This is a genomic window from Neoaquamicrobium microcysteis (genome assembly GCF_008180155.1).
Lineage (GTDB): Bacteria > Pseudomonadota > Alphaproteobacteria > Rhizobiales > Rhizobiaceae > Aerobium > Aerobium microcysteis.
Genome location: NZ_VSZS01000068.1, coordinates 20,811 through 33,616, shown reverse-complemented (window position 1 = coordinate 33,616; position 12,806 = coordinate 20,811). Strand labels below are relative to the sequence as shown.

The following is a 12,806-nucleotide window of genomic DNA, read 5'->3' as shown; positions in this document are numbered from 1 at the left end:
CGATGACACTGTTCGACCACCTTCGCCCTGAAGCCCGCAATGCGCCGGAAAGCGGCATCGTCGCCGTGATGAGCCACGGGCGCGACAAGGACGGGATGATTCCGTTGTGGGCTGGAGAGGGCGATCTCGCGACCCCGGCATTCATTTCGGATGCAGCCAACGCAGCGCTCGCGGGTGGCGAGACGTTCTACACCTGGCAGCGCGGCATTCCCGAGCTGCGCGCTGCGCTTGCCCGCTACTACGGTCGCCACTTCGGCCAAAGCTTCGCGCCGGAAGAATTCATCGCCACCAATGGCGGCATGCACGCGATCCAACTCGCCATCGACGCGGTGGCCGGCCATGGAGACGAGGTCGTCTACCTGTCTCCCGCATGGCCGAACTTCGCCGCCGCGGCTGGCATCGCCGGCGCCAGACCGGTTCCCGTCACGCTGGACCGCTCCGGCAATGGCTGGACTTGCGATGTCGAGAAGATCGAGGCCGCGCTGACGCCGGCGACGAAGGCCATCTTCGTCAACACGCCGTCCAATCCGACGGGATGGACTGCCGATCGAGAAACCCTTGCGGCGATCCTCGACCTCGCGCGTTCGCGCGGCCTGTGGATCGTGGCCGACGAGATTTACTCGCTCTTCTATTATGGCGGAAAGCGCGCGCCTTCCTTCCTCGACGTGGCCGACGCTGAAGACCGCATCCTTTTCGTCAACAGCTTCTCGAAGAACTGGGCGATGACGGGGTGGCGCGTTGGCTGGCTCAAGGTTCACCCCGAGCTTCAGCAGGTGTTCGAAAACCTGATGCAGTATTCGATCTCCGGCGTGCCGGCGTTCCTTCAAAGGGGTGCGGTAGCCGCATTGGATGGAGGTGACGCCTTCGTCGCGGAGCAGGTGGAACGGGCCCGCGCAGCGCGTGACATCGTGTGCGATCGTTTGCTGGCCACCGGTCGCGTAGACCTTTCCCCGCCTGCAGGCGCATTCTATGCCTTCTTCCGCATCGACGGGGTGACCGACGTTCGCAAGGCAGCCTTCGACATCATCGACCACGCCAATGTCGGGCTCGCTCCGGGCACCGCGTTCGGTGCAGGGGGAGAGGGCTATTTCCGGCTGTGCTTCCACCGCCGCCTCGACGAGATCGAGCAGGCGTCGGACAGGCTGGCGCGCTGGATAGAGAAGGCCTGAATCAGCCGCCCGACTTCGCCACCACCAGCGGCACGACACGGTCGGAGCGCACAGGTTCGCTGGGCTTCGTTTCGTCGCGGAACGGAATGCCCAGCGCGGTCCAGGTTTCGACCAGCGCATCCCTCAGCCTGTCTATCAGGCCGTCGTCGTGGAACGGCGTGGGTGTGATGCGCAACCGCTCCGTGCCGCGCGGCACCGTCGGGTAGTTGATCGGCTGTATGTAGATGCCGTGCTTGCCGAGCAGCCGGTCGCTTGCCATCTTGCAAAGCTCCGGCTCGCCGACCAGCACCGGCACGATATGCGTCTCGGAGTTCATAACCGGAAGGGCTGCTGCCGACAGCACGTCCTTGGCGCGCTGCGCTTGCCTCTGCTGGGCGTCGCGCTCGACCTGAGACTGCTTCAGATGGCGGATCGATGCGGTCGCCGCCGCGGCGATTGAAGGCGGCAGCGCGGTCGTGAATATGAAGCCCGGCGCATAGGAGCGCACCGCGTCGATCAACGAGCGAGTGCCGGAGATGTAGCCACCCAGCGTTCCGAACGCCTTGGCGAGCGTGCCCTCGATCACGTCTATGCGGTGGGCGAGCCCCTCGCGCTCGGTGATACCACCGCCACGCGCCCCGTACATGCCGACAGCATGGACCTCGTCGATATAGGTCATCGCATTGTACTTGTCGGCGAGGTCGGCGATCGCGGCGATGGGCGCTATGTCGCCGTCCATCGAATAGACGCTCTCGAACACGATCAGCTTGGCGCGCTCGCGGCCAGCCTGCTGAAGCAGGGTTTCCAGATGTGCGAGATCGTTATGCCGGAAGATTTTCTTCTCCGCACCCGAACGCCGCACGCCTTCGATCATCGAGGCGTGGTTGAGTTCGTCAGACAGGATCAGGCAGTTGGGCAGCAGCCTTCCGATGGTCGAGATCGCCGCCTCGTTCGAGACGAAGCCCGAGGTGAAGACGAGTGCAGCTTCCTTGCCGTGCAGGTCGGCCAGTTCCAGCTCGAGTTCTACCAGCGGATGGTTTGTGCCGGAGATGTTGCGCGTGCCGCCGGCACCGGAGCCCATCTTGCCGGCCGCGTTCTGCGACGCGGCGATGACGTCTGGATGCTGGCCCATGCCCAGATAGTCGTTCGAGCACCATACGGTGATTTCGCGCGCATCCGGCCCCGACCGCCAGATCGCCTTGGGAAACTCTCCCACGATCCGCTCCAGGTCCGCAAAAATCCGGTAGCGCCGCTCGGCGTGGAGCTGGTCGATCGCTTCCTCGAAAAACCGCTGATAGTTCATTCTGCTTTCCTGATTTTGCGGCCGGAAATTAGTCGCTGCGGCCTTGTGCGTCCACGGGGCGGGGTCGGGCAAATTGCCACGCCGGATCGGGCTTTTGTTAGCCGCGTTCGCCCCGTCGCTCGTTGATCTCGCGCAAGGGGAAGTTTTTTCGGAACCATCATGGAAAAGGGGCGTTCGGTCCATGGCGGGGTCGCGACGGGGCCGTTTTCGGCATGCCCGGTGTACCCGCATTGGTGAAACGACAACGGAGGTTGTACCGGGCTCGTGTGTGGCATTTGTGGAGAAATTCGTTTCGACGGCGCTCAGCCGTCGGTCCTCGCTCAAACAAGGATGATGGATGCGCTTGCGCCGCGCGGACCCGACGGATCGGGGCTCGTCGTGCATAACAATGCCGCGCTCGCTCACCGCAGGCTCAAGATCATCGATCTGTCCGACAAGGCGCGTCAGCCCATGGTGGATGCGCAACTGGGCCTGACGATCGCATTCAACGGCTGCATCTACAACTATCCCGAACTGCGCGGCGAGCTCGAGGGCAAGGGCTACACTTTCTTCAGCCACGGCGATACCGAAGTCATCCTCAAGGCCTACCACGCCTGGGGCAGGGAGTGCGTGAACCGCTTCCACGGCATGTTTGCCTTCGTCATCCACGAGCGCGACACCGGCCGGGTTGTGATGGCGCGCGACCGCTTTGGCATCAAGCCGCTCTATCTGGCCGAGACGCCGCATTCGGTGCGCTTCGCATCGTCCCTGCCGGCGCTTCTCAAGGCCGGCGACATCGACACGTCGATCGACCGGCACGCCCTGCACCATTACCTTTCGTTCCATGCCGTGGTGCCGCCGCCGCGCACGATCATCAACGGCGTGCGCAAGCTGCCGCCGGCAACCATCCGCGTCATCGAGCCCGATGGCCGCAAGGCCGACACGGTCTACTGGGCTCCACCCTACGAGCGTGACGCGTCGATGTCGGGCCTTTCCTCGCAGGACTGGCGCGACATGGTGCTCGAAGCGCTGCGGACGGCCGTCAAGCGGCGCATGGTGGCCGATGTGCCGGTGGGCGTCCTGCTGTCCGGCGGCGTCGATTCCAGCATGATCGTTGGTCTCCTGGCAGAGCAGGGTCAGCATGGTCTGATGACCTTCTCTGTGGGCTTCGAGGAAGCCAATGGCGAAAAGGGCGACGAGTTCGTCTATTCGGACCTGATCGCCAGGCATTTCGACACCGACCACCACAAGATTTTCGTGCCGTCAGACCGTCTGATGGAAGCGCTGCCAGGCGTCTTCGCGGCGATGTCCGAGCCGATGGTGTCGTATGACAATGTCGGGTTCTACCTGCTCTCGCAGGAGGTCTCCAGGCACATCAAGGTCGTGCAGTCGGGGCAGGGTGCCGACGAGGTCTTCGGTGGCTACCACTGGTATCCGCCGCTCGCCGCGTCCAACGATGTCGTGAGCGATTACGCGCGCGTGTTCTTCGACCGCTCGCACGACAAGATGAAGTCGCACGTCAACGCGGACTGGATGCCGGAAGAAGACGCCAGCCTCGCGCTCGTTGCCGAACATCTTAGGCGCACCGGCGCGGATACGCCAGTCGACGCCGCGCTGCGCCTCGACAGCCAGGTGATGCTGGTGGACGATCCCGTCAAGCGCGTCGACAACATGACCATGGCTTGGGGCCTCGAGGCGCGCGTGCCGTTCCTCGACCACGAGCTGGTTGAACTCGCGGCGAAGATCCCGCCGGAGGAGAAGCTGCGCGAAAACGGCAAGGGTGTGCTCAAGGACGCCGCCCGGCTGGTCGTGCCCAGCGAGGTGATCGACCGCAAGAAGGGCTATTTCCCCGTCCCGCAGCTCAAATATGTCGATGGGCCTTATCTGGAGATGGTGCGCGACGCGCTCACCTCGCGTGCCGCCAAAGACCGCGCGATCTTCCGCGACGAATACCTCGACACGCTGTTCACAAATCCGTCCGACCACATCACGCCGTTGCAAGGCTCGGAACTGTGGCAGGCCGGTCTTCTCGAACTCTGGTTGCAGACCCATGGGATCTGACGGCATGGCGAAGGAAAGCGGCGCCCCGCGCGCCCGTGCCGACAAAGCGCTGGCGCATCGTCTCCGGCGTCTTCGAGCAGAATCGATGAAGCCTCCGATGGGGCTTTCCGAAGCCGAAACCGACGCCAGAAAGCAGTCCGTTTCGGTCGATTGTGGGTGGGGACGCCTGATCTTTGCGCAGACCTTCGACAAGCCTTCCGAACTGGTCGACGCGCTTCGCGAAGAAGGGCCGGAGCGACGCGACATCGCCTTTTACGTGCGCGATCCGCATGTCCTGCTGGCTGCCGCTCCGCAGGAGATTTTTCTTGATCCGTCGCACACCTTCAGGCTGGAGCTTTCGACCTATCGTTCGAGCAGGCGCCAGCCGCGTGGCTATTTCGTCCGCCGGCTGTCCTCCGAGGCGGATGCCAGGGCTGTCAACCGCATCTACACGTCGCGCGGCATGGTGCCGGTCCGGCCGGATTTCTTCTGGTCGAACCGCGACAACCGCGCAATCACATACTTCGTCGCCGAAGACGAGGCATCCGGCGAAATCATCGGAACGGTGACGGGAATAGACCACGGTCGCGCTTTTGCCGATCCGGAAAAGGGTTCGTCTTTGTGGTGTCTGGCCGTCGATCCGCAGGCGCGTCACCCGGGCATCGGCGAAATGTTGGTGCGGCGGCTTGCCGAGCATTTCTCGGCGCGTGGCGCGGCCTTCATGGACCTCTCCGTGCTGCACGACAATGGGCAGGCCATCGCGCTCTACGAAAAGCTCGGCTTCCGTCGCGTGCCGGTCTTCGCCGTCAAGCGCAAGAACCCTATCAACGAGAAGCTGTATGCCCGGCCGTTGGAGGCATACGACGCGCTGAACCCTTACGCCCGGCTGATCGTGGACGAGGCCCATCGGCGCGGCGTCCATGTCGAGATCACCGACGCGGAAGGCGGGTTCTTCCGGCTTTCCCATGGCGGCCGCTCGGTCCATTGCCGCGAAAGCCTTTCCGAGCTGACCTCCGGCGTGGCCATGTCGATCTGCGACGACAAGGCGGTCACGCGGCGCGTGGTGGAAAACGCGGGCCTCGTTGTGCCTGAGCAGATGGTCGCAGGCGACGATGCAAAGGCCCTCAAGGCCTTTCTGAAAAAGCATGGCCGCGTCGTGGTCAAACCCGCGCGTGGAGAACAGGGGCGGGGTGTCGCGGTGGGTCTGGAGACCATCGAGGACACCGAAACGGCCATAGCGGTGGCGAAGGAAGTTTGCGACCGAGTCTTGGTGGAGGCGTGTTTCGAGGGCGAGGACTTGCGCCTCGTCGTCATCGACTTCAAGCTCGTGGCTGCGGCCATTCGCAGGCCCCCTCATATCGTCGGTGATGGACGGCGCAAGATCCGCAGCCTTATCGAAAGCCAGTCGCGTCGCCGCGCATCCGCGACAGGCGGCGAAAGCCGGATACCGATCGACGGCGAAACCGAGCGCTGTCTGGCGGCCGCCGGCTACACGCTGGACAGCGTGCCGGATAAGGGCGAGGATATCGTCGTGCGCAAGACTGCGAATCTGCATACCGGCGGCTCGATCCACGACGTGACCGGCATCGTCCATCCCCGCCTCGTGGAGGCAGCGGTCACCGCTGCGCGCGCCATCGACATCCCCGTTGTCGGCATCGACTTCATGGTTCGCTCGCCGAGCGAGCCGGACTACGTGTTCATCGAAGCCAACGAGCGTCCGGGGCTCGCCAACCACGAACCGCAGCCTACGGCCGAGCGTTTCCTCGACCTTCTGTTCCCGCTTTCCGGGCATCGGGCGGCTGCCCACGCACTCGGCAAGTTATAAGCATGAAGATAGACGAAGCTTACCTGCTGGCGCAGCTCAAGGCGCTGCTGGCGATCGACAGTCCCACCGGCTACACCGACCAGGTCGTGCACTACTGCTCCGCCGAACTGGAGCGTCTGGGGCTGACACCTGAACTGACGCGTCGCGGGGCGATCCGCGCCGTGCGGCAGGGCAGCCGCCGCAAGGGCGCGCGTGCCATCGTGGCGCATCTCGACACGCTGGGCGCGCAGGTCAAACTCGTCAAGGAAAACGGGCGGCTGGAACTCGTGCCCATCGGCCACTGGTCGGCGCGTTTTGCAGAAGGCGGGCGGGTCACGCTCTACAGCGAGATTGGCAGCTTCCGTGGCACGGTCCTGCCGCTCAAGGCGTCCGGGCACACGTTCAACGATGAGGTCGACACTTTGCCGGTCGGCTGGCCCCATGTCGAATTGCGCATCGACGCCATCACGCAGTCCAAGGCAGAGACGCGCGCGCTGGGCATCGATGTCGGCGACTTCGTGGCCTTCGACCCAAACCCGGAATTTCTCGACAACGGCTTCATCAATTCCCGCCATCTCGATGACAAGGCCGGCGTGGCCATCGCGCTCGCGGCCATCGAGGCGCTGGAGCGCGAAGGCGTGAAGATGCCCGTCGACGTGCACTTCCTCTTCACCATTGCGGAGGAGGTGGGCGTGGGTGCGGCCGCCATCGTCACGCCGGAGATCGCCTCGATGGTGACTATCGACAATGGCTCCACCGCGCCGGGGCAGAACTCGGCTGAGTTCGGCGTCACCATCGCCATGGCGGACCAGGCAGGCCCGTTCGACTACCACCTGACCAAGAAGCTGGTCGATCTGTGCCGGGAAGAAGAAATCCCGTTCCAGAAGGACGTGTTCCGCTACTACCGGTCGGATTCGGCGTCTGCCATCGAGGCTGGCCACGACGTGCGCACGGCGCTCATCGCCTTCGGCATCGACGCATCGCATGGCTACGAGCGTATCCATGCCCATGCACTGACATCGGTGGCCACCCTCGCCGCCTCTTATGCGGCAAGTCCGCTGGAGATCGCGCGCGACGTCAAGGAAGTGTCCGGCCCAGAGGGCTTCCCTCACCAGCCGACGGAAGAAGCGGATCAGCCGGAGTTCGACCCCGACAAGATTGCCGGGGTGGAGTAGGGCGCGTTCAGCGCCGCACGACGATGCGGGTGTTCTTCAGGCCTTCCCGTCGCGTCAACTCGAACAGCACCCTCGCGTTCTCCGGATGCAGCCTCACGCAGCCGGATGATGCCGGGCGGCCCAGCCGTCCGACCTGGTCCGTACCGTGTACCGCATAGTGCCCGTTGTAGAAGATCGCATAGGGCATCGGCGCGTTGTTGTAGCGGCTCGACCTGTGGTTCTTGGAAAGCCATTTCGCAGACCAGCTTCCCGCAGGCGTCACCTTTCCTGAGCGCGCGGTGGACACCTTCCAGCGATACTTGACCTTTCCTCGATGCGTCACCGTCATCGTCTGGGAGGAAATGTCGACATTTGCAACCAGCGTCGCAGCCGACGCGGTGGTGGATGCGCCTACCGCAAGCATCAGCGCTACAATAATGCTTGTCACCAACTTCATTGTATACCCCAACTCATGTCTCGCCCGAAGGCAAAGTAGATGAGCGTAAATGTAACGGGAATTCATTTTCCTGTTATGAAGCAACAGGATTAACGACTGCTTTTCTCCGCTTGCGCCTGCAGTTTCGATACGTGGCGCTAGGCCAAAAATCAGACGCTCGGATATAAGTCGGAACGCCGGGGGATCAGTCCTGGAGGCTCTCTTTCCTAACGTGGAAGGGTCATAGCTCGGCCGCGTGATTTTCGGGAGGAATACCGCGCGGGCCCGACAGGGAGGACTGAAAGCATGAAACTGAAACTTGTCAGTACCGTCGCTGCGCTTGCAATACTCGCACCTGCGGCCGCCATGGCCGAGACAATCAAGATCGGTCTGCTGGCCCCGCAGGAAGGTGTGTTCACCGAGCCGGGCAACGACGGCATCCGTGGTTTCCAACTCGCGCTCAACAAGTACAATGGCGAGATCAACGGCAACAAGATCGAATGGGTTCTGGGGCCTACGGATGCGACGCCCGACCGCGCCGTTCGCGAGGCGCGCCGCCTGATCGAGCAGGAAGGCGTCGACTTCATTCTCGGCCCGCTGTCGGGTTCGGAAGGTCTGGCCCTGCGCGACTACGCCAAGACCATTCCCGACAAGACGATCATCAACACGGCGTCCGGCGCGCTTGAGACGACCTATGTCGATCCCGCCCCGAACTTCTTCCGCTTCCACCCCGACGGCGCACAATGGGGCTACGGTCTCGGCAGCTACGTCGTCAACGAGAAGGGATGGAAACGCGTAGCCACCGTGGCGGCCGACTATTCCTTCGGATACACCAACTTCATGGGCTTCGCGGTCGACTTCTGCAAGGCCGGCGGCGAGATCGTGGAGCGCTTCTGGCTGCCCCTGGGCAGCGGCGACTTTGCCTCGATCATCGCGGCACTGCCCGACGACGTGGACGCGATCTATCTGGGCGTCGGCGGCACCGATGCGGTCAACTTCCTCAACCAGTATGAGCAGGCCGGCGGTGACACCAACATCATCGGCGGCACCATCATGGTGGATCAGACGGTGCTGACCGCGCGCGGCCGCGCCAAGGAAGCTCTGGTGGGTACGCCCAGTTCCGGCCCGCAGGCCGACGACTGGGACAACCCTGAATGGCAGGCCTATGTGAAGGACTATCAGGAAACCTTCCCGGATGGCTTCCCGTCACCATCGCTGTTCGCTACCAACTACTACGGCGCGACGCTTGCGACGCTGATGGCGCTGGAACAGATCGGCGGCGAACTCGACGAAGATCAGGCGAACTTCCACGCGGCCCTCTCGTCGCTGGAGTTCGATGCGCCGAACGGGCACATCAAGCTTGATGAGAACCGTCAGGCCATCGGGTCCATCTTCATCACCGAGGTGGTGGAAGGTGCGGACGGCTCTCTGCACAATACCTTCAAGGCCAAGGTCGACAACGTGGACCAGAAGCTGGGCATGTCGAAGGAAGAATTCGACGCCATCGGCCTGCCTTCCCGCGACACGCCGGACTGTGCGGCGCTGAACCCGTAAAGCGCAGCGCCTGCGGACGGTTGTTCCCCCGTCCGCAGGCCGGCTTCGCGAACCGGTCCAGCAAGTCGGGCGGCGGCTTCATCGCTGCCGCCCGCTGCGGGGGTGTTGCGCCATGTCGCTCATCAGCTACGTGACGAAGATACATTTCGCCGAGAACGTCCTCGAGGACGCGCTGGAAGGCGAACTTGAACTTCTGGGAATAACCAGGCCGCTTGTCGTCTCGGACAATGGCGAGCGCAGGCGCGGGGTTCTTGAACGCCTTGTGCACGGCATGCCGCGCTGGGTGGATGCCACGCTCTATGAGACGTCTGCCTGCCGCGCCACGGAGGAGGCCTGTTCGGAGGCTGCCGCCCTCTACGCCGAAGCCGGCGCCGATGGCCTCATCGGGTTTGGCGGCGCGGCGGCGATCAACCTTGCAAAGGCGATAGGTCTGCGGGTCAGTCACGGCGGTCCGCTCCGCCACTATGCCGGGATGGAGGGCGGTCGGCCGCGCATCCGCGACGTGAACCCGCCTGTCATCGCGATCCCCACCATTGCGGGCTCGTGTTCGGAAACCGTCGGCGTGGCGGTCGTGTCTCTGGCCGACGGCCCCAACGTCTCACTCGTGAGCCCCTATCTGACCCCGCGCGTCGTGATCTGCGACCCGACGCTGACGCTCGATCTTCCCGCCACCCAGACGGCGGGCGCCGGTATGGATGCGCTGACGCACTGTATGGAGACCTACATAGCGACGGCCTACAACCCGCCCGCCGACGGCATCGCGCGCGACGGCCTGCGTCGCGCCATCGGCCATCTGGAGCGCGCCGTCGCGGACGGTAACGACCTGGCCGCGCGCCGCGAGATGATGGCAGCGGCGCTCAACGGTGCGCTCGCGAGCCAGAAGGGGCTGGGCGGCGTCCATGCGATGAGCCATGCGCTTGGCGGCGTCGTGGCTGGCGGCCTCGATCATGGGGCGGTGAACGCGGTCCTGCTGCCGTACGTGCTGGCGTTCAACGCGCCGGCGGTGGCCAGTCGCTATGAGGAGATCAAGCGCGAGTTCAGCCTGCCGGCCGGCGTTGACCTTGCCGACGCGATAAGCCGGCTGCGCGAGCGGATCGCGCTTCCCGCAAGCCTTCGCGAGATGGGCGTGGCGCGCGGCGATCTCGAGCAGGCGGCCACGCTGGCGGCTTCCGACTACGCAAATCGCACCAATCCCCGCCACGCCGATGCCGACGACTATTTCACGCTGCTGGAGGCCGCACTGTGACACTCGAATCTTCCCCAGCGTCATGGGGGCTGGACTCGGCGGCGGGCTCGGCTAGACTGAAAGAAAAAATCCGCGCCCCGAAAAAAAATAGCGGAAAGGGAGGAACATGAGCACCGCGTTGGCAGTGCATCACGGCCCGTTCGGGCGCGTGGCGCTGTACAATCTGGATCGTTCGCTGGCCCTGCATGCGCACAGGGAGGGCCACCTGATAATTCATATACAGGGTCCGCCCGCCTCGATCAGGATCGATGAGGACATATTCCCGCTGTCGGGCGGCCAGGCCGTTGCGATCAGTCCCTGGCAGCCGCACAACTACATGTCGCTGGATTCCGAAGAGCCGTCGTTGTTTCTGACGCTCTACATAAAGCCCTTCTGGTTTCTGGAAGCCAGCCGGCAGGCAAACGCATCGCTCCGCTTCGGCCGCAGCCAGATCGATGTGACCGAGCAGATTTTCCGGCTCTCGTTTCAGGTCGCTTCGGCCATGCTGGAGGATGCCGACGACAGCTTCATCGCCGGCTACCTCTACGAACTGACGCAGGCCTGCTTCGACCAGTCATGGCAGTGGGTTGCCGAGGGCGCGACGTTCACGCGGTGCGCGCCTCCGGTGCGCGATTTCCGGGTGCGCAACTCGGTCAAGCTCATGCAGCACCGCGTCAGCGAGCGCATCGTTCTGGACAAGATCGCGCGCGAGTCCGGCCTGTCCCGGCCGCACTTCTACAAGCTCTTCCGCCAGCAGGTGGGCATCACGCCCAACATCTACCTCAACACGCTGCGCATGGAGAGCGCGATTGACCGGCTGACGACGACCTCGGATGCCGTCACAGACATCGGGCTCGACCTGGGCTTCTCCTCGCAGGCGAGCTTTACCCGGTTCTTCATCGCCAATGCCGGGATCGCGCCGAGCGACTACCGCCGCGTGGTCCATTTCGCCGGCCTGGCCTGACCGGGGCGGGCCGCCGCGGCAGTTTTTCGCGATGATTGGCGACAGCAAGAGACTGTCGGGTACGCGCGATGGCGCATCTTGCGATTAGCTTGGTGACCAACTGATGCGATGCAGCTCTAGGGAGGAGGGTATCGGCATGATTGGCGTGCGCCGTGGTAACCCGTCTGCGCTCCTCGCAAGGAGGTGCGGGTGAGCCGCTTCATACAGCGCAATCCGGTATGGTCGGTAATCATTGCGGTGGCAGTCGCCGCGCTGGTCTGGCTGGTCGTCGCTCCATGGCCCGAAGGTCTCGAGGCGGCCATCGGGCGCAAGCGCATCTTCTTGAATGCGCTGTTCAACGGCATCACGCTCGGCGCTCTCTACTTCCTCGTCGCCAGCGGCTTCACGCTCATCTTCGGCTTGATGAAGAACGTCAATCTGGCCCACGGGTCCCTGTATCTGCTCGGTGGATACATCGGCTACGAGTTCGCCGAGGCGACAGGCTCGTGGCTCGGCGCGTTCGTGGTGGTCTTCATCATCGTTGCCCTCATAGGCATCGTGCTGCAATACGTCGTGTTTCGGCGTATGGAGGGCGAGGATCTGCGCCAGACGCTTGTGACGATCGGCATCTCGATCGTTCTCGCCGATCTCATGCTGTGGCGCTGGGGGAGTCACTCCTACCAGATCCTGACGCCCGATTTTCTTAGCGGGCCTGTCACGCTTCCTCTCATCACCGCCATCAGGGGCGAGGGCGAACTCGTCTATCTCACGTTCCCCGCAGTGCGCATCGCCATACTCGTCGCCTCCATTGCGCTGGGTGTCCTGATGTGGCTGGCGCTCAACCGCACCCGTGTCGGCATGCTCATCCGTGCCGGCGTGGACGACCGCGAGATGCTGGCCGCCTCTGGCGTGCGCATCCAGTATGTCTTCATCCTCGTCTTTGCCTTCGGCGCAGGGCTGGCCGGCATCGCGGGTATCGTCGGCGGCACCTTCCAGTCGGTCTCGGCGGGCGAGGACATGCGATTCCTGCTTGCATCGCTGGTGGTGGTCATCGTCGGCGGAATGGGATCGATCTTCGGCGCTGCGCTGGGTGCGGTGCTGATCGGGCTCGCCGAGCAGCTCGGCTCCGTCTACGCGCCGACATATTCGGTCGTGCTGACCTTCCTCATCATGGCCCTTGTGCTGGCATTTCGCCCGCAAGGCCTTCTGGGGCGCTGACG

10 protein-coding genes are annotated in these 12,806 nt (G+C 63.9%); 8 read left to right on the top strand and 2 right to left on the bottom strand.

The features are described 5' to 3' along the window. Window positions 1–2 precede the first annotated feature (2 nt). Window positions 3–1,169 (top strand): pyridoxal phosphate-dependent aminotransferase, encoded by a 1,167-nt coding sequence (locus FY036_RS21075; protein ID WP_148916752.1) that lies wholly within the window; start codon window positions 3–5, stop codon window positions 1,167–1,169. A 1-nt stretch (window position 1,170) separates the two neighbouring features. Here FY036_RS21075 and hemA read toward each other — a convergent pair whose 3' ends face one another. After that, window positions 1,171–2,451, bottom strand: coding sequence for a 5-aminolevulinate synthase (gene hemA / locus FY036_RS21070; protein ID WP_148916751.1), 1,281 nt, complete (start codon window positions 2,449–2,451; stop codon window positions 1,171–1,173). A gap of 264 nt (window positions 2,452–2,715) precedes the next feature. Between hemA and FY036_RS21065 the strand changes: the two genes are divergently transcribed. From FY036_RS21065 to FY036_RS21055, 3 genes are read left to right on the top strand one after another with little or no spacing between them, the layout of a single operon-like run. After that, complete coding sequence (locus FY036_RS21065; RefSeq protein WP_148916750.1) at window positions 2,716–4,491, top strand: N-acetylglutaminylglutamine amidotransferase; 1,776 nt, start codon at window positions 2,716–2,718, stop codon at window positions 4,489–4,491. A 4-nt stretch (window positions 4,492–4,495) separates the two neighbouring features. Then, window positions 4,496–6,295 carry an N-acetylglutaminylglutamine synthetase gene (ngg, locus tag FY036_RS21060; protein WP_148916749.1) on the top strand — a complete coding sequence of 600 codons (1,800 nt, stop codon included), beginning with the start codon at window positions 4,496–4,498 and terminating at the stop codon, window positions 6,293–6,295. A 2-nt stretch (window positions 6,296–6,297) separates the two neighbouring features. Then, complete coding sequence (locus tag FY036_RS21055; protein WP_148916748.1) at window positions 6,298–7,449, top strand: osmoprotectant NAGGN system M42 family peptidase; 1,152 nt, start codon at window positions 6,298–6,300, stop codon at window positions 7,447–7,449. A 7-nt stretch (window positions 7,450–7,456) separates the two neighbouring features. On the opposite strand, the gene FY036_RS21050 is transcribed toward FY036_RS21055, so the two are convergent. Next, window positions 7,457–7,885 carry a L,D-transpeptidase gene (locus FY036_RS21050; RefSeq protein ID WP_235897744.1) on the bottom strand — a complete coding sequence of 143 codons (429 nt, stop codon included), beginning with the start codon at window positions 7,883–7,885 and terminating at the stop codon, window positions 7,457–7,459. A 285-nt stretch (window positions 7,886–8,170) separates the two neighbouring features. Between FY036_RS21050 and FY036_RS21045 the strand changes: the two genes are divergently transcribed. The 4 genes from FY036_RS21045 (at window position 8,171) to FY036_RS21030 (ending at window position 12,804) form a co-directional block, all read left to right on the top strand. Continuing rightward, window positions 8,171–9,418: an ABC transporter substrate-binding protein gene (locus FY036_RS21045; RefSeq protein ID WP_148916747.1), complete on the top strand. Its 1,248-nt coding sequence runs from the start codon at window positions 8,171–8,173 to the stop codon at window positions 9,416–9,418. A gap of 112 nt (window positions 9,419–9,530) precedes the next feature. Further along, window positions 9,531–10,664 carry an iron-containing alcohol dehydrogenase gene (locus FY036_RS21040; RefSeq protein WP_148916746.1) on the top strand — a complete coding sequence of 378 codons (1,134 nt, stop codon included), beginning with the start codon at window positions 9,531–9,533 and terminating at the stop codon, window positions 10,662–10,664. A 106-nt stretch (window positions 10,665–10,770) separates the two neighbouring features. After that, window positions 10,771–11,607: an AraC family transcriptional regulator gene (locus FY036_RS21035; protein WP_148916745.1), complete on the top strand. Its 837-nt coding sequence runs from the start codon at window positions 10,771–10,773 to the stop codon at window positions 11,605–11,607. Between the two features lie 189 nt (window positions 11,608–11,796). Next, window positions 11,797–12,804 carry a branched-chain amino acid ABC transporter permease gene (locus tag FY036_RS21030; protein WP_148916744.1) on the top strand — a complete coding sequence of 336 codons (1,008 nt, stop codon included), beginning with the start codon at window positions 11,797–11,799 and terminating at the stop codon, window positions 12,802–12,804. Window positions 12,805–12,806: the final 2 nt, after the last annotated feature.

What these genes read in the sequence shown, in the direction of transcription:
- FY036_RS21035 (WP_148916745.1), top strand. Translation starts at nt 10,771, where the DNA reads ATGAGCACCGCGTTGGCAGTGCATCACGGCCCGTTCGGGCGCGTGGCG.
- FY036_RS21040 (WP_148916746.1), top strand. Translation starts at nt 9,531, where the DNA reads ATGTCGCTCATCAGCTACGTGACGAAGATACATTTCGCCGAGAACGTC.
- FY036_RS21050 (WP_235897744.1), bottom strand. Translation starts at nt 7,885, where the DNA reads ATGAAGTTGGTGACAAGCATTATTGTAGCGCTGATGCTTGCGGTAGGC.
- FY036_RS21045 (WP_148916747.1), top strand. Translation starts at nt 8,171, where the DNA reads ATGAAACTGAAACTTGTCAGTACCGTCGCTGCGCTTGCAATACTCGCA.
- FY036_RS21075 (WP_148916752.1), top strand. Translation starts at nt 3, where the DNA reads ATGACACTGTTCGACCACCTTCGCCCTGAAGCCCGCAATGCGCCGGAA.
- hemA (WP_148916751.1), bottom strand. Translation starts at nt 2,451, where the DNA reads ATGAACTATCAGCGGTTTTTCGAGGAAGCGATCGACCAGCTCCACGCC.
- FY036_RS21055 (WP_148916748.1), top strand. Translation starts at nt 6,298, where the DNA reads ATGAAGATAGACGAAGCTTACCTGCTGGCGCAGCTCAAGGCGCTGCTG.
- ngg (WP_148916749.1), top strand. Translation starts at nt 4,496, where the DNA reads ATGGCGAAGGAAAGCGGCGCCCCGCGCGCCCGTGCCGACAAAGCGCTG.